This window comes from Rhizobium chutanense, assembly GCF_002531935.1.
Classification (GTDB): domain Bacteria; phylum Pseudomonadota; class Alphaproteobacteria; order Rhizobiales; family Rhizobiaceae; genus Rhizobium; species Rhizobium chutanense.
This window is the reverse complement of record NZ_NWSV01000008.1, coordinates 130014-148831: the sequence shown is the minus strand read 5'-3', so window position 1 is coordinate 148831 and position 18818 is coordinate 130014. Positions and strand designations below refer to the sequence as shown.

The window sequence follows — 18818 nt, the reverse complement described above, 5'->3', positions numbered from 1 at the left end:
AATGAAAAATTGATATTGTCGATATAATTCATAGTCTATGTCAGTATTCTGACCACCGAAGGCGACTCTCGAGTGCATCCGCCAGCCGCCATCGATCGACAGGATATTGCAAATGTTCACGCGCAGACAAAGCCCGGCATTCTTCCCATCGTTACCGCGATCCTCCCGAGCATGCGCGCGGGCGCGGTGGGCAGGCCCGTGCTGCACGTCGTCGCCCGACAAAGGCCGGCTTAGCCGCGCGAACTGAATTTCGAATTTCGCAGCAAAGGACCGTTTCCATGACCGCCACATCCGATCCCATTAATTTCCTCTGGTTCATCCCGACGTCGGGCGACGGCACCTATCTCGGTTCCGCGGATCTCAACCGCGCGCCCGAGATCGGCTATCTCACGCAGATCGCCCAGGCGGTCGACCGGCTCGGCTATTCCGGCGTGCTGCTGCCGACCGGGGTTGCCTGCGAGGAATCCTTCGTGACGGCGGCGGCTCTTGCCGCCAAGACCGAAAAACTGCAGTTTCTGGTGGCGATCCGTCCCGGCACTGCGTCACCCGCTTACTACGCTCGTCTTGCGACGACGCTCGACCGCATTTCCAACGGCCGTCTGTTGCTTAACATCGTCGTCGGCGGCAGCCCGGCGGAGCTTGCGGGCGACGGCATTCATCTTGAGCATGACGAGCGTTATGCCCATGCCGAGGAGTTCTTCACCGTCTTCGAGGAACTGCTGGACAAGGGGACTGCGAGTTTCGACGGCAAATACATCAAGGCGACCAATGCGCGCCTCGGCTTTCCCTCGGTGCAGAACCCGCGTCCGCCGCTTTATTTCGGCGGCTCGTCGGATGCCGGCATCGATTTCTCCGTCGGCCGCGTCGACAAGTACCTGACCTGGGGCGAACCGCCGGCGCAGGTGGCCGAGAAGGTCGCCAAGGTGCGCAAGGCCGCCGCCGAGCGTGGCCGCGAGGTGAGCTTCGGTATCCGCCTGCACTTCATCGTGCGCGAAACCGATGAGGAGGCATGGGAGGCGGCCGAGCGGCTGATCCGCCATCTCGACGACGATACGATCCGCGAGGCGCAGGAGCGCTTCGTCCATGAATCCGACTCGGTCGGCCAGAAGCGCATGGCAGCCCTTCATGGCGGCCGCCGTGACAAGCTCGAGGTCTCGCCGAACCTGTGGGCCGGCGTCGGCCTGGTACGTGCCGGCGCAGGCACTGCGCTTGTGGGTTCACCGAAAACGGTGGCCGCGCGCCTGCGCGAATATCAGGAGATCGGCATCGATACGGTGATCGGCTCCGGCTATCCGCACTTGGAGGAAGCCTATCGCGTCGCCGAGCTGCTCTTCCCCGAGCTCGGCATCACCCGCGAGCAGCAGCGCCTGGCCTTCAACAACGAGTTCGGCCGCAAGCAGATTTTTGCAGGCGGCAGCCATGGCGGCAATCTGAAAGTCGTTTCCGGTTCCTGAACCCGAACAAAGACGCCGAGCTTGATATCGCCGGAAGCCGTTTGCGGCTTTCGGCATTTTGTTGCCATCGACAGGGTCCTCCGCAGCCCGGGGGCCATCGGGAATGCGATCCGGTGATCCGGCAAAAGTCGATGCATAGCCAACAAGCTATGCACGGTCAGCGAATGATTTCTCGAACTTGTCTACGCTGTATGGCAGGCAACGCCTGTTACGGCTTGCTCTCTCTTTTTTTATTTATTGCTTGACGAACATATGTCTTTGCAGCTATGGGTTTATTCATAGCTAACGAGGTATGGGTTCCAAATGTCCAATGCTCCGGACGTACTGTTCAGGACACTTGCCGACCCCACCCGGCGGGCTCTTTTCGAGCGGCTGTGCCGGGAAGGCGAGAAGACGGTCGGGGCTCTGACTGCGCGGGCCGGGGTCTCGCAGCCGGTCGTCTCAAAGCATCTTGGCATTCTGAAGCAAGCCGGATTGGTGCGCGACCGGCACGAAGGCCGTCAGACCCATTATAGCGCGCAGCTCGGCGCACTTGCTCCGCTCATCGATTGGACGAGCGAGATGGCCGGGTTCTGGCAAAACCGCTTCAACGATCTCGAAGATTTGCTGAAAAGGATGGATCAATGACCGACATATCGACAGAAACGCGCTCCGTCGTCATCGAACGGGAATTTCCTTTTCCTTCGGAAAAGATCTGGCGGGCGCTGACCCAGCCGCACTTGATTCAGGAGTGGCTGATGAAGAGCGACTTCAAGCCGGTCGCGGACCATCGCTTCCGCTTCAACGCCGATTGGGGTTCGGTCGACTGCAAGGTTCTGGAGGTCGAGCCGAACAGGACCCTGTCCTATAGCTGGGATGCCTACGGTCTCGAAAGCACGGTCACCTGGACGCTCACCCCGACCGGCACGGGCACGCATCTGCGTATGGAGCAAGCGGGTTTCCGGCCGGATCAGCGGCAGGCTTTCGGCGGCGCCAGAAGTGGGTGGACACAGTTCCTTGCAAATCTGGAGCAGGTGCTGGCGCGGACGGAGTGAGGCCGCCCAAGCCGGGCTGATTTTAACGCGGGCGGTTCCATTGGACTTGAACAACTGGTTGCGGCAGATCCACTGCGGGCTGTCCGTTGCCTTTACCGTGGTGGTCATTCTCAATATTATCGCCATGGTACAGGAGAAATCGACCGTCTGGGTGGGCCTCTTGGCGCTGCTGCCGCTCGGCCTGCTTCTCGTGACCGGTCTCCACCTGTTCGTGCTGCCCTATGCTGCGAGGTGGGGCGGGAGATAGGAGTGAAGGCAATGGCCGGCAAGACCTCCAAGACCGCAGCGAAGCTCGGAAAGACGATAGCCGCCAAGCCGACCGCGGCGGAGCCGAAACTTCTCTCGGGCGGCAACCCGCAAATCCCCAAGGGCTACGGTGAGGCTCCGGTGCAAGCCTACATCGCCGCCATGCCGGGCTGGAAAAGCAACCTCGGGCGTCGGCTCGACGCGCTGATCACGCGCACCGTGCCTGGAGTATGCAAGGCGGTGAAATGGAACTCGCCCTTCTACGGCATCGAAGGACAGGGCTGGTTCCTCGGCGTTCATTGCTTCACGAAATACGTCAAGGTGGCGTTCTTCCGGGGCATGTCGCTGCATCCTCTTCCACCCGGCCAATCCAAACAGAAGGAAGTGCGCTATCTCGACATCCGTGAGGACGACGAAATCGACGAAGCCCAACTCGCCGCCTGGGTGGAGCAGGCCAGCCGATTGCCCGGCGAACGGATGTGAGCGGACAAGAATTCAAAGCGTTACAGCGTCCTTTATGCGTCCCAGAAGAGGCGCGGCGTCGTCGGTTATCGGCATACGGGCGGGCAATGACAACCATGAAGAAGGCGACAGCAACCATGAAGAGCGATACCGGGGACGGAAACGAGGGAACCTCTCCCTCTCGGCTGATCGATGCAAGGATCGAGGAACTGGCCGATTGGCGAGGTAAGATGCTCGCCGAGGTTCGAGCGCTCATCAGGCAGGCCGAGCCCGAGGTGGTTGAGGAATGGAAGTGGCGAGGGGTTCCGGTGTGGGAGCGTTCCGGCATCATCTGCACTGGAGAGACTTACAAGGGCGCGGTCAAGCTGACCTTCGCCAAGGGCGCCTCACTGGAAGACCCTTCGGGGCTTTTCAACTCCAGCCTGGAGGGCAACACCCGCCGTGCGATCGATTTCCATGAGGGCGATACGATCGACGAGGAGGCGTTGAAGTCGCTCGTTCGCGCCGCCGCTGCGCTGAACATGTCAGCAAAGGCTGCCGGTTCCCGGAAAAAAACAAGCGACTGACCATTGCTCGCCTAATGGATCGGTTTCGTCTCGCGCTCGAGGAAAAGTTCGAGATTGTCGAGGCCGATCTCGGTGCCTTGGAGGCGGGCGCCGTTGTCGGCGTAGCCATCGAGGAAGACGACCTGCTCGGTAAAGACCATTTTGGTGCCGGCGGGTTCGGCTTCGAAGGCGACGGTTGCGAGCGAGGCGGAGATCCGCCTTTCTCCGAGCTTCATCTCGTAGGCATAGATGATGCGGGCATTGGTCACGATATCGATATACTGCGCGTCAAAAGCGTGCAGGAGGCCGTCGGAATCGGCGACGTGGTTCCGCTCGGCGCCGCCGGGGCGGAAATCGAGCGCGTAATCCAGTGTCACCCATTCACCGTGGCAGGCGAACCATTGGCGCTTGGATTCCGGCGTCGACCAGGCACGGAAGACCCGGGCGAGCGGCGCCCTCAGGTGGCGCTCGATGACGAAGGTGGCATGTTCGGCGGATGGTGTGGTCATTCTCGGGTTTCCGTTTCATCGGCCAGAAATCGATCCAGCCTGTCGAAGGTGGTCGTCCATTGGATCTTTCTCTGTTCCACCCAGCGCTCGACGGCGCCCAGCGCATCACGCTGCAGGCGGTATGTCCGCACCCGGCCGGCCTTTTCGGAGAGCACGAGACCGCTATCCTCCAGCACCTGCAGATGTTTCATCACCGTCGGCAGGGCAACCGCAAGCGGCGCGGCGAGTTCGGTCACCGAAGCCGGGCCGCGGCCGAGACGGTCGATCATGCCGCGCCGGCTGCGGTCGGACAGCGCATGGAACATGCGGTCGAGATCGGCCTGGCTTTCGATCATTCCGCCGCATCCCGGAAGCGGGCCGGCAGCCTGTCGTGATAGGGGTAGAATTTGAAGTAGGGGCGGGCCTCGTCCAGCGCTCTTGCAAAGGACGGGCGAGCCAGCAGCCGATTATAATAGGCGCGAAGCATCGGTTGGTCCTGCGAGAACGGCACCAGAGTCTCGGCATAGAACAGGGCGGGGGCCGCGGCGCAATCGGCCATGGTGAAGGCTTCACCCGTGATCCATTGCTTGTCGGCGAGCTGCTTTTCGATCATCGCATAGGCGGTGGCGAGTGTCGTCCTGGCGGCCGCCATTTCGATCTCATCGGCCTTGCCCTCGGGCCGCCGGCGATTGCTGACGAGCGTCTGCATCGGCGCCTGGACATAGTGGTCGAAGAAACGGTCCCATAGTCGGACCTGCAGTGCCCGGTCGATCTCCAGCGGCAGCAGGCGAACGGGACCGGGATAGTAGTGATCGAGATATTCGATGATGATCGAGGTCTCGGGAATGGTGCTGTCGCGCGCTTCGTCCCTGAGCAGCGGCATCTTGCCGATCGGCCAGAAGCGGAAGAGATCGGCGCTCGAGCTCTCGTCGGAAAGATCGACGAGACGATTGTCGAAGGGCGTACCGTTTTCATAAAGCGCGATCAGCACCTTGTGGCAGAAGGAGGCGAGCGGATGTCCATAGAAAACGAGCGACATGCGGCGACCTTTCCTATCGTTGCGGTAAACTTTACCGATCGACTAAGTATCAGGTCGGAAGAAATTGCGCAAGAGATACTTCGCCAATCGCGAAACTATTCCGTCAACCGAGATATTTGGCGATCACCAGATGGCCGGGGGTCGGCTGGCCGTCTTCCATGCGCACGTTGATATCGGTTATTTCGACGAGTTCGAACCCGGTGGCTGTCAGCCGCTCTCTCACATAGGCATCGGCATGGGCGAAGCGCTGGTGCGGGCCGACCATGTAAGCGCGGCCGGCGAGGGTCTCTTCCGGCAGGGTCTCCGACGAGAAGATGAACAAACCGCCGGGCGCCAAGTTCTCGGCGGCGCCGAAAAACAGCGGTTCGAGCGCGCCGAGATAGGGCAGGACGTCGGTGGCGGTGATGATGTCGAAGGCTTCCTCGTCATTGTCGTCGAGGAAATCCTCGACCTCGGCGACGAAGAGCGTCTCGTAGAGATCTTTCTCATGGGCGATCTCGACCATATTCTCCGATAGATCGATGCCGGTCATATCCTCGCAGAGGTCGCGCAGGGCGCCGCCGGTCAGGCCCGTACCGCAACCGAGATCAAGCAGCCGCTTGAACGGCCCGAGCTTCAGCGCTTGCAGATGCTGGCGTACCAGCATCGGCACGTGATAGCCGAGCTGCTCGACGAGTACGTCCTCGAAAACCTCGGCATGCTGGTCGAACAAGGTCTCGACATAGGCGTCGGGCGCCTTGACGGGCGTTTCGCCGCGACCCATCGCGGCGATGCGCACGGCCGCGCCACCGTGATCGTCGGGGTCGATTGCCAGGACTTCCTCATAGGCTGCCACGGCCGCGTCGACATCGCCGGTCTTTTCCAGCGCCAGCGCGCGGTTATAGGCTTCGCCCAGGGCTTCTTCGTCGATCTTCTTTGCCATCGCAATTCACCGTCTCTTTGTTTCAGTCATGGCTCTAAGGCCGCTTTCGATGTTTTGCAATGGCGCGCCGGCAGGCGCAGAATGGCCGGTGCTCTGTGATTGGCCGGCTGAAAAGAACACGAAGGGAGGAAAAGCCATGGAGACGAAGCAAGACGGGATGGCATCGGCAAGGGAGACGGCAAGGGAGGGAGAGGGCATGCGGGTGCCGTTGCTGCCCGGCACGCCTGGTGAGATCACCAATTCGCTCAGCCATTATTACCGCGGCGAACTCGGGCGGATGACGAGCTGGCGCGATCGCATCGACCGGACGTCGAACTGGGCGATCACCGTTGTGGCAGCGCTGCTTTCGGTGTCACTGTCGACACCGACCTCGCATCACGGTGTGCTGCTGTTCGGGATCATGCTGGTGACGCTGCTGCTGATGATAGAGGCGCGACGCTACCGCTTCTTCGACATTTACCGGGCTCGCATTCGCCAGGTCGAGCGCTGCTATTTCGCTCAGATCATGGCGCCCGACGCCAAAGCCGGCAGCGAATGGGCTACGGTTATCGCAAATAGCCTGCGCAAGCCGCGTTTCCTGCTGAGCTATCACGAGGCGATGCACCGCCGTCTCAAGCGCAATTATGGCTGGATGTACCTGATCCTGTTGCTGGCCTGGTGCCTGAAGATCTCGACGCCGAAACTGCAGACGGAAGGCATGCCGGCATTGCAGGCGCAGTCATGGACCTATGTCATCGACAATGCCGTGCTCGGGCCGATTCCTGGCCTTGTCGTCATTGCCATCGTCCTCACCTTCTATCTCGGCATGCTCGCTTTCGCCCTGCGTCCCGACCGCGACGAGGGCGAGTTCGGTCATGGCGAGGCGCATGTGTGACGTAGCGGGCTCCGATCAATGCAGGATGAACTCGCCTTTCAGCGCGCGCCACTCGGTTGCCGAGATCAGCTTGCGGTGGACGTAGCGCACCGAATGCAGCGGCCCGTCGAGCTTTTCTTCCCAGAATTTCAGGAAGCCGCGCATTTCGGGAAAATCGGGGGCGAGGTCGTATTCCTGCCAGACGTAGCTTTGCAGGATCGCCGGGTGGTCCGGCATGTGGTAGAGGATCTGGGCTGTCGTCAGACCGTAGCCCTGCAGTTGTTTTTCCAAGTCCTTGTGCATCGTATTCCACTTCTTCTCGTTCCCACTCGCGCGCTTATGAGCGCTACGTGATATGGAAACATGCGAGTGGTTAACGAAAACTTTACAGAACCTTGAGGAAAGAACAATTGATTTTTAATATCAAGGACTTGGCAGCAGATTGCCGAGAGTGCTGCCAAGCCGCTTCCTGTTCATCCACGCCGTGATCCCAAAACCTCGACACAGTTTTGGGCGTTATGCATCAGCGCTTGAGATGGCGGGTCAGGCGGCGCTCGATCCAGGCCCAGAGATGGCGCAATGCCTCGACGATGGAGAGGTAGAAGATCGCCGCCCAAAGATAGGTCTGATAGTCGAAGGTGCGGGAGAAGGCGTAGCGGGTTTCGCCCATCAGGTCGAGCACGGTGATAATGGCGACGACCGCCGAGCCCTTGATCAGCAGGATGATCTCGTTGCCGTAGGGGCGAAGTGCGACGATGAGAGCCTGCGGCAGGATGATTTTGCGGAAGGCGATGAACTTGTGGATGCCGAGTGCCGCGGCTGCCTCCCGTTGGCCGTGCGGTACGCTTTGGATAGCGCCGCGCAGGATTTCCGCCTGGTAGGCCGCAGTATTGATGGTCATGGCGAAAAGGCCGCAATACCAGGCGTCGCGGAAGAACCACCAGATGCCGACGGCCTCCAGCTGCGGCCGGAATATGCCGAGGCCGTAATAGACCAGGAACAGCTGGGCAAGCAGCGGCGTGCCGCGGAAGAAATAGATATAGCCGTAGGCCAGCCAGTTCAGCACCCGGCTGCTCGACAGGCGCGCCATGGCGAGCGGCAGCGACAGCAGGGCGCCGCAGACGACGGAGATGGCAACGAGGCTCAGTGTTATCCCGAGACCGTGCAGGTAGCGCGGTCCGTAGCGGGTGAACTTCTCCGGATCCCAGCCATTGACGACGGTATAGACCAGCAGCGCGGCAAACAGCGCCCAAATCGCAACGAGGATATAGCCGGCAAGGCGGGCACCCGTTATCGGCTTTGCCACTTTACGGGGGGCGGGCTGCGGCGGGATCAATGTTTCAGCGTAGCTCATCGCCGGATCTCCGAACGCTTGGCCCAGCGCTCGACATAGACGAGCAGAAAGGAGGAGAGGACGGCGAGCACCAGATAGAGACAGCAGGCCAGGCCATAAAAGAAGAAGGGTTCCTTGGTTACGCGCACCGCCACGCTCGTCTGGCGCAGAATATCGGCAAGGCTGATGATCGAGACGTAGGAAGTGTCCTTCAAGAGCACCATCCAGAGGTTCGTCAGGCCCGGCAGCGCGATGCGCACGAGCTGTGGCAGAATGATCAGCCGCAGCGTGCGGCCGTGATGCAGCCCAAGCGCGTCGCCCGCCTCATATTGGCCCTTGGGAATGGCGCGAAAGGCCGAGAGCAGCACTTCCGAACAATAAGCGGAGAAGACCACCGACAGCGCGATGACGCCGGCGAGGAAGGCGTTGATCTCGACCGGCGGTCCATCATAACCGACGAAGGTCAGCAGAGACTGGATCAGCATCTGCATGCCGTAATAGATGATGAAGAGCGTCAGAAGCTCCGGCAGGCCGCGGAAAATCGTGGTGTAGATGCCGGCCGCCAGCCGCAGCGGCTTTTCCTCCGACTGCTGGCCCAGCGCCACGAGAAAACCGATGGCGAGCCCGATCGGCAAGGTGACGATCGCCACCGAAACGGTAACCTGCAAGCCGAGCGCGATCTCGTCGCCCCAGCCTGTATCGCCGCACGCAAGAAGCGTCGACTGACCAAACCAGGTGAAGATGCCGACGGGTCCGCACAGCGGATCGAAGATGTGCACAAGTGAGCTCCAGAAGGAGCCGAGCGCGGAAAACAATCCGCCCATGCGTGGATTCCCCTCACGGCTTTTGCCGTTTTGATCTTGCTACCTTTGTCAAACAAAAATGGCGGAAGAGCAAGCCTTCCGCCATTCGCTTTTGTCGGCCAGATACCGAATTTCTTATTCGCCGTAAACGTCGAAATCGAAGTACTTGTCCTGGATCTTCTTGTACTCACCGCTGGCGCGGATCGCGGCGATCGCGGTGTTGAGCTTTTCCTTGAGCGGATCGCCCTTGCGAATGGCGATACCGGCGCCGTTGCCGTTGATTTCCTTGTCGACCGGCAGGGTCGTCAGGATCTTGCAGCAGGAGCCTGCGTCGGACTTGACCCACTCGGAGAGCACGACGACGTCGTCGATGACGGCGTCGACGCGGCCGCTGGAAACGTCGAGCTTGTATTCGTCAGCCGTCGGGTAGAGCTTCAGCTCGGTGTCCGGGAGGTGCTTCTCGGCGTAGTTGGCATGCGTCGTCGAGGTCTGTGCGCCAATGACCTTGCCCTTCAGGCCGGCAACGTCGGTGATCGTCGAATCCTTCGGCACGGCAACGGCCGGCGGGGTGTTGTAGTACTTGTTGGAGAAGTCGACGAGTTTGAGGCGCTCCGGCGTGATCGACATCGAGGAGACGATCATGTCGAACTTCTTGGCGTTGAGCGCCGGGATGATGCCGTCCCAATCGGTGCTGACGAAGGAGCATTCGGCCTTCATCTCGGCACAGAGCGCCTTGGTGATGTCGATGTCGAAGCCCTGGATCGTGCCGCTCGCGTCGACGAATTCGAAGGGCGGATAGGTCGAATCGGTGCCGATCACATACTTCTCGCCATCGGCCATGGCCGAACCGGCGAAAAGGGACATCGCCGCGATTGAGGCTGCCGCGAAAATACGGGTGGAGATATGCATGAGGATCCTCTCTGTTGGTAGCCGTCGCGCATTTTTCTCTTGGGCTGACGGCTGCTGTTCAACGGTGACGGGGCACCGCCTTGCCGCGATAATCAGACTTTTTTTCATGGAAATGCAACAGAAATTCCCGCGCGATTTGCCGCGCAAACAGCGGGCGAGATGAACGGCGCCGGACTGCAACATTCATGTAAGGTTAATCCCCGAATTCCTAGAACCGGAACAAATCGGCAGCTTGGCGCTTTGCCATTTCGCCGTTTCGCCTCAATGCGACGCTAGGGGCGGAAGCAGGGCCTGTCGGCCTTTAGGAAGTTCAAACAGGATCGAGGAAACCCGATGGGCATGAAATCAAGATTGTTTGCAAGCGCGGCTTTTCCGCTGCTTTCTCTCTCGCTGGCTTTCCAGCCGGCATCGGCGCTGGCCGCCATACGCGGCGTTCAGACGCAGGCCGAGGCCGTGCGGCAAGTTGAGCAGGGAAGCTTCGAAGTGGCGCAGGATGCGCCTGCCGACGCACCCTCCGAAGAGGAACTGCTGAAGAAGAAAAAGCATAAGGAGAAGGAAGAGGCTCCGGCTGAAAAGGCTCCGGCCGCCGAGCAGCCGAAGGAAGCGCCCGCCGAAAAGCCGAAAGCGGAGCGGAAGGAGGCGCCGGCGCCTGAACCCAAGGCAGAGCCGGAACCGCCGAAGGCCGAAGCGCCGAAGGAGGCGCCCGCGCCCAAGGCCGAAAGCAAACCCGAGCGGAAAGCCAAGCAGGAAGCCCAGCCCGAGGCGAAGCCGGAGGCCGCGCCGCAGCAGGAGCAGCAGCCGGTAACGCAGGAAAAACCGAAAAAGCCTAAGAAGCAGGAAGCCCAGCCGGCCGAGCCGGAGGCTCAGCCGGCACAGGAACAGCAGCCGGCGGCGAAGGAGGCTCAGCCCGCGACCGAGCAGGCTCAGCCCGAACCCAAGCCGGATGGAGGCAAGCAGCGGCCGCGCGACAAGCAGGATAAGGGACAGGACAAGGCCCAGGGCAAAGAGAAAGGCAAGGGCAAGGCGGAGACCGCTGCGCCTGAGGCGGTGACGCCGGCCGAGGAGCAGGCCAAGCCCGAAGTCAAGCCGGAGGCAAAACCTGCCGCCGAGGCGCCGGCCGAGCAAAAGCCGGCAAAGGGGGAGGCCGCAGCCCCCGCCGATAAGACGACTGGCGAGAAGCCGGCCGCCGACAAGACGACGGAAGAAAAGGCGACCGAAGAAAAGGCGGCTGCGCCTGCTGTCGCACCCGCAGAAAAGCCGAAGGATGGCACTGCGGTAAAACCTGCCGGCGAACAGCCCGCAGGCGAGCAGCCGGCCGCACCGGCGACCGACACCGCCCAGCCGCTACCGGATGCCAGTGGCGGCCAACAGGCGCAGCAAGCCATTCCGGCGCCTGAGAAAGTATCGCCCGAGGAGCTAGAGCGCCGCAAGAAGATTGCCGCAGATCCGGCCAAGAGCAATGAGACCGTCGTGCTGCCGGTCGAGAACGGTGCCGCCGTGCTCGACAGTGACAAGGATGCCGACCGCAGCAAGGGCCGGGAAGGCCGCCGCGACCGCGACAAGCAGCGCGCCGACAGCCAGGACGTCAAGGTGCCGACCTCGGATGCCGATGCGCAGGCCGCTACCGGCGCCAAGGCGCCGGCGCCGGTCAAGCTCGAGGCGGTCACCAGCGAGAAGGGCACGCGGCTCAACGAGCGGCCGCAATTTGCCCGCCCTGACGGTGCCCGGTATAGCGACAGCCAGGACGACAGCCGCGTGATCATTCAGTACAACAATCAGGTGATCGTGCGCGGCGACGACGACAGGCGGTTCCTGCGCGACGGCGAGCGGCCGACCTACGAGGAGCTGTCGGGTGATCGCTACCGCGAGACGATCATGCGGCCGGAGGGCTACCGCATCGTCACCATCCGCAATCGCTACGGTGACATCATCCAGCGGTCGCGCGTCGATGCCCGCGGACGCGAGCACGTGCTCTATTACTCCCAGGACCTTTATGAGGATCCGGACCGCGATTACTTCGAGGATCCGGGCGCCGACCTGCCGCCGATGCGGCTGCGCGTGCCGCTCAGCGATTACATCATCGACACCCGCAGCGACCCGGACCGGGATTATTACGAGTTCCTGAGCGAGCCGCCCGTCGAGCCGGTGGAGCGCGTCTATTCGCTTGACGAGGTGAAATATTCGGCCCGTATCCGCGACAAGGTGCGCCGCATCGACCTCGATACGGTAACCTTTGCGACCGGCAGCGCCGAGATCCCGATGACCCAGGCGCGCACCCTGCGCAAGGTCGCCGACGCGATCAGCCAGGTGCTGAAGAAGGATCCGAGCGAGACCTTCCTGATCGAGGGCCATACGGATGCCGTCGGCACCGATCAGAGCAATCTCGTCCTCTCCGACCAGCGGGCCGAATCGGTCGCCAACGTGCTCTCCGACGTCTATGGCATTCCGCCGGAGAACCTGGCGACCCAGGGCTACGGCGAGCGCTACCTGAAGGTCAACACGTCAGGCCCCGAACAGGAAAACCGCCGCGTCACCATCCGCCGTGTCACGGCGCTGGTCCGCCCGGTGGCAGCCAACCAGTAAAGATGTTTTGCCCCTCTCCATTCGTGGAGAGGGGCAATTCAATTCGGCGGTCGTCATCGCCGCCGGTTTTATTCAGCCGAATGTGAAGGCGTAGGCCTGGACGCCGGGATCGAGAAAACGGATCTCGAAGTTGCGGGCGGCGACGGTGCCGGACTGGCGGACGAGCTGGTAGAGCCTGGTTGCCGTTACTGTGCCGTTGCCATCGGCATCGATGTCGGAGCCATGGTCCGCCCCGGGCGTCTTGCCGTCGACCATCACCTGGAAGCGGATCGGTTTGCCGTCGGCGCCAGGCCCGAGAACGAGATGCAGGTCACGGGCACTGAAGCGGTAGGTGATGCCGCCGCCGGACTGATCAAGCGTCGCCTGATCCTTGCCGACAGTCCAGGTTCCAGACAAACCCCATCCATTGAGGCCTGGTTCGGCGATCGAGTAGCTGTGTGGGGCGTCGGCTTGCAGGCCTTCGGGAGAGGCGAAGTTCGCCGCCTGTTCGTAGCCGAGATAGGTTTCGCCGGAGCGGATATTGCTAAGGTCCGGACTGGCTTCCACACCCTTGGCATTCGGTGCGACCGGCGCACTTGACGTCATCTGGCTTCCGGCCTCGCGCAGCAGGTCCTGGATGGCTTTCTCGGTCCTGCCGTAGTTGCCTTCGCCGAAGTGGTGATAGCGGATCTGGCCCTTGGCATCGATCAGATAGCCGGCGGGCCAGTAGCTGTTTTCGAAGGCCCGCCAGATTTTGTAGTCATTGTCGATCGCGACGGGATAGCCGATCTCGAAGTCGCCGACCGCCTTCCTGACGTTGTCGATCTTCTTTTCGAAGGCAAATTCCGGGGCGTGGACGCCGATCACGACGAGACCCTGATCGGCGTATTTTTCCGCCCAGGCCCTGACATAGGGGATCGTGCGAATGCAGTTGATACAGGAATAGGTCCAGAAATCGACGAGCACCACCTTGCCGCGCAGCTGCTCCGTTGTCAGCGGTTTGGAATTCAGCCACTCGACGGCGCCATCGAGCGAAGGCGCATAACCTTCGACCGGCAAATCGGCGCGGAACGGTTTCTTCGCATCGGTAATCACATCGTTGCCGGCGACCTCGGACGGTATGCCGCCGGGCTTGGCGTGCAGCCTGTCGAGCACGGCCTGTTCCAGCGATGCGGTGCTGGCATAGGAAAGCCGCGCCAGCAGGCTGGTGTCGAGGCCGAGCGCGATGACGGCGACGCCGGCCAGGACGGCTGCGCCGAGCCCCTGACGGATCCGGTCGCCGAGGCCGAGCGAACGCTTCATGGCGGCGAATATCCTGCCACCGACAAGCAGGGCGACGGCAAGCGAGGTTGCGGCACCGGCGGCATAGGCGATCAGCAGGAAGGTTGTCTGCAGGTTGGCGCCCTGCAAGGCGGCGCCGGTGAGAACCAAACCGAGGATCGGCCCGGCGCAGGGCGCCCAGAGCAGGCCGGTGGCGACGCCGAGAATGAGTGCGCTCTTCACCGTCGGCGCGACGCGTCCGCCGGCGCTGGCATTGAGGAGATTGTTGCCGAGATCGACGATCGGTCGCGCAAGCGTGCTCGCAAAGCGCGACGAAAGCAGGCTTGCGCCGAAGAGCGCCAGCAGGACGATTGCGGCAAGCCGGCCATATTCATTGGCGCGAATGGCCCAGCTGCCGCCGACCGCCGCAAGCGTGGCGACGAGCGCGAAGGTGGCGGCCATGCCCGCCAGCATCGGCAGCGTGCTCCTGACGAAGGGCTGTCCTGCACGGGCGAAGACGAAGGGGAGGATGGGCAGGATGCAGGGGCTGAGGATCGTCAGCGCGCCTCCGAGATAGGCAACGATCAGCAGTGTCATCATCGTTTCCTTTGAAACCGATTGATCGGGCTCTGGACGGCAATGGGGCCTGAACCAGCAACGGCGGGGATATGGCCGGGCGGACGTATCTCCGATGTGTCCGGTTTTGCGGGGAAATGTACCGAACTATTGCGGTCGGGGCGGGCGATACACAGCGATACAAACTGCCGTCCCGGCGATGGGCTGTGGCGAAAACGCCGCGGCCGGTGCCAGGCTTTGCCCGGTCGGCGCGATTGTATCAGAATGTATCGCGGCGGCCGGAAGCTACATGCGCATGCAAAACCGACGGCTCGCGACATATGGGGGATACAAGCGCAACGCCATACCAGCACCGTGATCCATTCGACAGGAGAGACCGATGTCAGAGCAAATCAACCATCACCGCCGCCGCTTCTTCGGCATGACGGCGATCGCCCTTGCGGCGGTCGAGTTCGGCGTGACCGGCACGGCCGCCGCCCAGTCAGCGCCCGCCGCAGCCTTGCCTGATGTGAAGGCTGGAACCAATAGGTCCTTCGAAGCGCTGAAGCAGGTGAAGGCCGGCGTGCTCGATATCGGTTATGCCGAGGCGGGGAAGGCGGATGGCCCGGTCGTATTGCTGCTGCATGGCTGGCCTTATGACATCTATAGTTTCGTCGATGTCGCACCGCTGCTGGCCGCGGCGGGCTACAGGGTTATCGTGCCCTATCTGCGCGGTTACGGGATGACCCGGTTTCTGGACCAGGCAACAGCGCGCAACGGTCAGCCGTCGGCGATCGCTGCCGATATGATTGCGCTGCTCGATGCGCTCGACATCCAGAAGGCTGTCATTGCCGGCTACGACTGGGGCGGGCGGACTGCCAACATTATGGCGGCATTGTGGCCGGAGCGCTGCAAGGCGATGGTCTCGGTGAGCGGCTACCTGATCGGCAGCCAGGAGGCCAACCTGAAGCCGTTGCCGCCGAAGGCCGAACTTTCCTGGTGGTATCAATTTTATTTTGCAACCGAACGTGGGCGGCTGGGTTACGAGAGCAATACCCATGATTTCGCAAAGCTCATCTGGCAGACGGCTTCGCCGAAGTGGAATTTCGATGATGCGACGTTCGACAGATCCGCCGCCGCGTTCGACAATCCCGACCATGTCGACATCGTCATCCACAATTACCGCTGGCGCCTGGGGCTTGTCGAAGGCGAGGCCAAATATGATGCCTATGAGACGACGCTTGCCGCATTGCCTGTCCTTTCGGTGCCGACAATCACCATGGAAGGCGATGCAAACGGCGCGCCGCATCCGGAACCCTCCGCCTATGCCGGAAAGTTTTCCGGCAGATACGAGCATCGCACGATCGGCGGCGGCATCGGCCACAATCTGCCGCAGGAGGCGCCGCAGGCCTTCGCGCAGGCGGTCATCGACGTCGACCGCTTCTAATCGACGAGGCCGGTTGCAGAGCCGCGTTGCTCCGGCCGGCCGGATATGCGTAGGTCGGGGCTGCTACTATCGGTAAGGGAACAGGGACATATGGATCATGTCGATCACATCCTGGTCGTCGACGACGATCGCGAAATCCGCGAGCTGGTTTCGGGTTATCTGCAGAAGAACGGCCTGAGGACCAGCATTGCCGCGGACGGGCGGCAGATGCGCAGCTTTCTCGACGCCAATGCCGTCGACCTGATCGTGCTCGACGTGATGATGCCCGGCGACGACGGGCTGGTGCTGTGCCGCGAGCTGCGCTCCGGCCGGCACAAGGCGATCCCGATCCTGATGCTGACGGCCCGCACCGACGAAATGGACAGGATCCTCGGGCTGGAGATGGGCGCCGACGACTATCTCGCCAAGCCCTTCGCCGCGCGTGAGCTGCTGGCCCGCATCAAAGCGGTGCTGCGGCGCACACGCATGCTGCCGCCCAACCTGCAGATCAGCGAGGCCGGACAGCTGCTGACTTTCGGCGACTGGCGGCTCGACACGGTTGCCCGGCATCTTCTCGACAGGGAGGGGACCGCGATTGCGCTCAGCGGCGCCGAATACCGCCTGCTTCGCGTCTTCATCGACCACCCGCAACGGGTGCTCAACCGCGACCAGCTTCTCAGCCTGACGCAAGGCCGCGACGCCGACCTCTTCGATCGCTCGATCGACCTCCTGGTCAGCCGCCTGCGCCAGCGACTGGGGGACGATGCACGCGAACCCACCTACATCAAGACGGTGCGCAGCGAAGGCTATGTCTTTTCCGTTCCGGTCGAGATCACGGAGCTGCGGCAATGAGGGCGACGATCCCCCTATTCTTGGGTTTGACGTGGCCGAGGACGTTGCGGTCGCGGATCTTCCTCATCCTGCTGGTCGGTCTCGCCCTTGCCTACGGGCTGTCCTTCAGCGTGCTCTACATGGAGCGCACCATGTCGGCCAAGGCCGTGATGCTCGGCACGCTGGAGAATGACGTCGCGACATCGATTGCCGTTCTCGACCGGCTTCCGCCCGGCGAACGCGGCGATCTCCTGGATCGGCTGAGCCGCGGCAACTACCGCTTCGTGCTCGGAACCGGTCTTCCCGGCGTGCCCGACACGTCAAGCAAAGGCACGGAGATATCGGGCAAGATCGAAGCGGCCGTCGGCCACAAATTTCCGATCAGCATCGAACGGATTCCGGGTGAGGTGAACCGATTGCAGGCGCATCTGACGCTGAGCGACGGAAGCCCGCTGACGATCGACGTCACGCCGAAGGGCGTCATGCCGATCGCCGCATGGCTGCCCTATGTCTTCGTCATCCAGATGCTGCTCCTCATCCTCTGTACCTGGTTTGCGGTTCGCCAGGCGATCCGGCCGCTCGGCGCGCTGGCCGCCGCCGCCGATGCCCTCGACCCCAACAAGGATGGTCCTGCCTTGAGCGAGGCGGGTCCGAGCGAGGTCGCGCATGCGGCGCGGGCGTTCAACGCAATGCGGGAGAGGATCGCCCACTACCTCGAAGAGCGCGTGCAGATCCTGGCGGCGATCTCGCACGATCTGCAGACGCCGATCACCCGCATGCGGCTGCGCGCCGATATGGCGGAGGATTCGCCTGAAAAGGACAAGCTGGTGCACGATCTCGGCGAGATCCAGCGCCTCGTCCAGGACGGCATCGCCTATGCGCGCAGCGCCCATGGCAGCGGCGAGAAGAACGCCCGGATCGATCTCGCCTCGTTCATCGACAGCGTAGCCTACGACTATCAGGACACCGGAAAGGCGGTCACGGTCGTCGGGTTGGTTCAGGGCGCCGCCTTGACCAAGCCGCACGCGCTTCGCCGCATCCTGTCGAACTTCATCGACAATGCGTTGAAATTTGCGGGTGCCGCCGAAATCAGCGTCGCGCACAACGCCGAAAACAATGTCGTCATCACGGTGACGGATCGGGGGCCCGGAATTCCCGACGATATGCTGGACGCCGCCATGCAGCCTTTTTTCCGGCTGGAGCAATCCCGCAACCGCGAGACCGGCGGCACGGGCCTCGGCCTTGCGATCGCCCAGCAGCTGACGGCCAAGATCGGCGGGTCCCTTCGGCTCTACAATCGCGCCGGCGGCGGCCTTGCGGCGGAAGTCACGCTTCGGTGACGATTGGAGCGGCCAAGAGTTTTCCGGCAGTTTTCATAGGAAATGTCCTGGATAGGCCATCAAGGAGAAAGACAGTGAAACTCTATCAGAACGAAATTTCCTCGGCGACCTCAAGAGTCCGGATCGCGCTCGCCGCGAAGGGGCTGACGGCGGAGGCGCTGCCGGTGACCATCCTCGGGGAAGAGGCGGAGAGCCGCCAGGCCGGATATCGCAGCGTCAATCCGCAAGGGCTGGTGCCGGCCTTGCTGACGGATGGCGGCGTCCTCATCACCCAGTCGCTGGCGATCATCGAATATCTCGATGAACTTCAGCCTGAGCCGCCGCTGCTGCCCGACACGGCGGAGGACAGGGCGCTGGCGCGCTCGATCGCGCTGGCGATTGCAGCCGAGATCCATGCACTGCTGCCGCCGCGGATCGGCCTGCATCTCAAATCGGCCTTCCAGGCCGATGCCGATGCGATTGCCGCCTGGAGCCGTCACTGGGTCGGCGAGGGAATGGCTGCCGTGGAGACGATGATCGCCGGCCGCAGGCAAGGCGCTTTCGCCGTCGGCGACCGGCCCGGTATTGCCGATATTTTCCTCTTCCCGCAGGCGATCAGCGCCCGGCGCATGGGCTTCGATCTCGGCCGATGGCCTGATATCGCGGAGATTGTCGGCAAGCTCGAGGCGATCCCGGCTTTCCAGGAGAACGCGCCGGCGCCGAGACGGTGATGCGGTCAGAAGAAGCGACCGCCAGAGAAGGCGGCCGTTTCTCTTC

The 18818-nt window shown here is 62.3% G+C and carries 21 protein-coding genes; 12 read left to right on the top strand and 9 right to left on the bottom strand.

The features are described from left to right. The first annotated feature begins 278 nt into the window (after positions 1–278). From ssuD to CO666_RS15265, 6 genes are all read left to right on the top strand, one after another. On the top strand, positions 279–1454 hold the full coding sequence (ssuD, locus tag CO666_RS15290; RefSeq protein ID WP_097612939.1) for an FMNH2-dependent alkanesulfonate monooxygenase: 1176 nt from the start codon (positions 279–281) through the stop codon (positions 1452–1454). Between the two features lie 303 nt (positions 1455–1757). Further along, entirely contained in the window at positions 1758–2081 is a 324-nt protein-coding gene (locus CO666_RS15285) for an ArsR/SmtB family transcription factor (RefSeq protein WP_097612938.1), read from the top strand. Further along, positions 2078–2488, top strand: coding sequence for an SRPBCC family protein (locus tag CO666_RS15280; protein WP_097612937.1), 411 nt, complete (start codon positions 2078–2080; stop codon positions 2486–2488). Before CO666_RS15285 ends, CO666_RS15280 begins: the two co-directional genes overlap by 4 nt. Before the next feature lie 40 nt (positions 2489–2528). Next, the gene (locus CO666_RS15275) at positions 2529–2735 is read left to right on the top strand and encodes a hypothetical protein (RefSeq protein WP_097612936.1); all 207 of its coding nucleotides are present in this window, start codon (positions 2529–2531) and stop codon (positions 2733–2735) included. A gap of 11 nt (positions 2736–2746) precedes the next feature. Next, the gene (locus CO666_RS15270; RefSeq protein WP_097613050.1) at positions 2747–3217 is read left to right on the top strand and encodes a DUF1801 domain-containing protein; all 471 of its coding nucleotides are present in this window, start codon (positions 2747–2749) and stop codon (positions 3215–3217) included. A 95-nt stretch (positions 3218–3312) separates the two neighbouring features. Continuing rightward, a complete protein-coding gene (locus CO666_RS15265; protein WP_097612935.1) occupies positions 3313–3762 on the top strand; it encodes a DUF1801 domain-containing protein in 450 nt (149 codons plus the stop codon). 11 nt (positions 3763–3773) lie between these two features. Here CO666_RS15265 and CO666_RS15260 read toward each other — a convergent pair whose 3' ends face one another. The 4 genes from CO666_RS15260 to CO666_RS15245 form a co-directional block, all read right to left on the bottom strand. After that, positions 3774–4250, bottom strand: a complete 477-nt coding sequence (locus CO666_RS15260; RefSeq protein ID WP_097612934.1) for an SRPBCC family protein — start codon at positions 4248–4250, stop codon at positions 3774–3776. Next, complete coding sequence (locus CO666_RS15255) at positions 4247–4585, bottom strand: ArsR/SmtB family transcription factor (protein ID WP_097612933.1); 339 nt, start codon at positions 4583–4585, stop codon at positions 4247–4249. Before CO666_RS15255 ends, CO666_RS15260 begins: the two co-directional genes overlap by 4 nt. After that, a complete protein-coding gene (locus tag CO666_RS15250; protein WP_097612932.1) occupies positions 4582–5268 on the bottom strand; it encodes a glutathione S-transferase family protein in 687 nt (228 codons plus the stop codon). Before CO666_RS15250 ends, CO666_RS15255 begins: the two co-directional genes overlap by 4 nt. 103 nt (positions 5269–5371) lie before the next feature. Next, entirely contained in the window at positions 5372–6190 is an 819-nt protein-coding gene (locus tag CO666_RS15245; RefSeq protein ID WP_097612931.1) for a class I SAM-dependent methyltransferase, read from the bottom strand. 136 nt (positions 6191–6326) lie between these two features. On the opposite strand from CO666_RS15245, the gene CO666_RS15240 reads away from it, so the two are divergent. After that, on the top strand, positions 6327–7064 hold the full coding sequence (locus tag CO666_RS15240; protein WP_097612930.1) for a DUF2270 domain-containing protein: 738 nt from the start codon (positions 6327–6329) through the stop codon (positions 7062–7064). A gap of 15 nt (positions 7065–7079) precedes the next feature. Here the strand turns inward: CO666_RS15240 and CO666_RS15235 are convergent, their stop codons facing one another. The 4 genes from CO666_RS15235 to CO666_RS15220 all read right to left on the bottom strand — a co-directional run bounded on the left by CO666_RS15235 (position 7080) and on the right by CO666_RS15220 (position 10088). Continuing rightward, positions 7080–7346, bottom strand: a complete 267-nt coding sequence (locus CO666_RS15235) for an usg protein (RefSeq protein ID WP_097612929.1) — start codon at positions 7344–7346, stop codon at positions 7080–7082. A gap of 220 nt (positions 7347–7566) precedes the next feature. Next, positions 7567–8397 (bottom strand): ABC transporter permease, encoded by an 831-nt coding sequence (locus CO666_RS15230; RefSeq protein WP_097612928.1) that lies wholly within the window; start codon positions 8395–8397, stop codon positions 7567–7569. Next, positions 8394–9200, bottom strand: a complete 807-nt coding sequence (locus CO666_RS15225; RefSeq protein WP_097612927.1) for an ABC transporter permease — start codon at positions 9198–9200, stop codon at positions 8394–8396. Before CO666_RS15225 ends, CO666_RS15230 begins: the two co-directional genes overlap by 4 nt. A 114-nt stretch (positions 9201–9314) precedes the next feature. Next, on the bottom strand, positions 9315–10088 hold the full coding sequence (locus tag CO666_RS15220; protein WP_097612926.1) for a transporter substrate-binding domain-containing protein: 774 nt from the start codon (positions 10086–10088) through the stop codon (positions 9315–9317). A 333-nt stretch (positions 10089–10421) separates the two neighbouring features. Between CO666_RS15220 and CO666_RS15215 the strand changes: the two genes are divergently transcribed. Next, the gene (locus CO666_RS15215) at positions 10422–12671 is read left to right on the top strand and encodes an OmpA family protein (RefSeq protein ID WP_097612925.1); all 2250 of its coding nucleotides are present in this window, start codon (positions 10422–10424) and stop codon (positions 12669–12671) included. Positions 12672–12743: 72 nt separating this feature from the next. Here the strand turns inward: CO666_RS15215 and CO666_RS15210 are convergent, their stop codons facing one another. Continuing rightward, positions 12744–14507, bottom strand: a complete 1764-nt coding sequence (locus CO666_RS15210; protein WP_097612924.1) for a cytochrome c biogenesis protein DipZ — start codon at positions 14505–14507, stop codon at positions 12744–12746. Between the two features lie 358 nt (positions 14508–14865). Here CO666_RS15210 and CO666_RS15205 point away from each other — a divergent pair, with 358 nt between their 5' ends. The 4 genes from CO666_RS15205 to maiA all read left to right on the top strand — a co-directional run bounded on the left by CO666_RS15205 (position 14866) and on the right by maiA (position 18772). Further along, positions 14866–15912 (top strand): alpha/beta fold hydrolase, encoded by a 1047-nt coding sequence (locus CO666_RS15205; RefSeq protein WP_097612923.1) that lies wholly within the window; start codon positions 14866–14868, stop codon positions 15910–15912. A 90-nt stretch (positions 15913–16002) separates the two neighbouring features. Next, positions 16003–16743 (top strand): response regulator, encoded by a 741-nt coding sequence (locus CO666_RS15200; RefSeq protein ID WP_097612922.1) that lies wholly within the window; start codon positions 16003–16005, stop codon positions 16741–16743. After that, the gene (locus CO666_RS15195) at positions 16740–18062 is read left to right on the top strand and encodes an ATP-binding protein (protein WP_097612921.1); all 1323 of its coding nucleotides are present in this window, start codon (positions 16740–16742) and stop codon (positions 18060–18062) included. Before CO666_RS15200 ends, CO666_RS15195 begins: the two co-directional genes overlap by 4 nt. A gap of 74 nt (positions 18063–18136) precedes the next feature. Then, positions 18137–18772: a maleylacetoacetate isomerase gene (gene maiA, locus CO666_RS15190; RefSeq protein ID WP_097612920.1), complete on the top strand. Its 636-nt coding sequence runs from the start codon at positions 18137–18139 to the stop codon at positions 18770–18772. Positions 18773–18818 lie beyond the last annotated feature (46 nt).

Bases quoted from the DNA above. Each gene is read 5' to 3' on its own strand.
- ssuD (WP_097612939.1), top strand. From the start codon at position 279: ATGACCGCCACATCCGATCCCATTAATTTCCTCTGGTTCATCCCGACG.
- CO666_RS15285 (WP_097612938.1), top strand. From the start codon at position 1,758: ATGTCCAATGCTCCGGACGTACTGTTCAGGACACTTGCCGACCCCACC.
- CO666_RS15280 (WP_097612937.1), top strand. From the start codon at position 2,078: ATGACCGACATATCGACAGAAACGCGCTCCGTCGTCATCGAACGGGAA.
- CO666_RS15270 (WP_097613050.1), top strand. From the start codon at position 2,747: ATGGCCGGCAAGACCTCCAAGACCGCAGCGAAGCTCGGAAAGACGATA.
- CO666_RS15265 (WP_097612935.1), top strand. From the start codon at position 3,313: ATGAAGAAGGCGACAGCAACCATGAAGAGCGATACCGGGGACGGAAAC.
- CO666_RS15260 (WP_097612934.1), bottom strand. From the start codon at position 4,250: ATGACCACACCATCCGCCGAACATGCCACCTTCGTCATCGAGCGCCAC.
- CO666_RS15255 (WP_097612933.1), bottom strand. From the start codon at position 4,585: ATGATCGAAAGCCAGGCCGATCTCGACCGCATGTTCCATGCGCTGTCC.
- CO666_RS15250 (WP_097612932.1), bottom strand. From the start codon at position 5,268: ATGTCGCTCGTTTTCTATGGACATCCGCTCGCCTCCTTCTGCCACAAG.
- CO666_RS15245 (WP_097612931.1), bottom strand. From the start codon at position 6,190: ATGGCAAAGAAGATCGACGAAGAAGCCCTGGGCGAAGCCTATAACCGC.
- CO666_RS15240 (WP_097612930.1), top strand. From the start codon at position 6,327: ATGGAGACGAAGCAAGACGGGATGGCATCGGCAAGGGAGACGGCAAGG.
- CO666_RS15235 (WP_097612929.1), bottom strand. From the start codon at position 7,346: ATGCACAAGGACTTGGAAAAACAACTGCAGGGCTACGGTCTGACGACA.
- CO666_RS15230 (WP_097612928.1), bottom strand. From the start codon at position 8,397: ATGAGCTACGCTGAAACATTGATCCCGCCGCAGCCCGCCCCCCGTAAA.
- CO666_RS15225 (WP_097612927.1), bottom strand. From the start codon at position 9,200: ATGGGCGGATTGTTTTCCGCGCTCGGCTCCTTCTGGAGCTCACTTGTG.
- CO666_RS15220 (WP_097612926.1), bottom strand. From the start codon at position 10,088: ATGCATATCTCCACCCGTATTTTCGCGGCAGCCTCAATCGCGGCGATG.
- CO666_RS15215 (WP_097612925.1), top strand. From the start codon at position 10,422: ATGGGCATGAAATCAAGATTGTTTGCAAGCGCGGCTTTTCCGCTGCTT.
- CO666_RS15210 (WP_097612924.1), bottom strand. From the start codon at position 14,507: ATGACACTGCTGATCGTTGCCTATCTCGGAGGCGCGCTGACGATCCTC.
- CO666_RS15205 (WP_097612923.1), top strand. From the start codon at position 14,866: ATGTCAGAGCAAATCAACCATCACCGCCGCCGCTTCTTCGGCATGACG.
- CO666_RS15200 (WP_097612922.1), top strand. From the start codon at position 16,003: ATGGATCATGTCGATCACATCCTGGTCGTCGACGACGATCGCGAAATC.
- CO666_RS15195 (WP_097612921.1), top strand. From the start codon at position 16,740: ATGAGGGCGACGATCCCCCTATTCTTGGGTTTGACGTGGCCGAGGACG.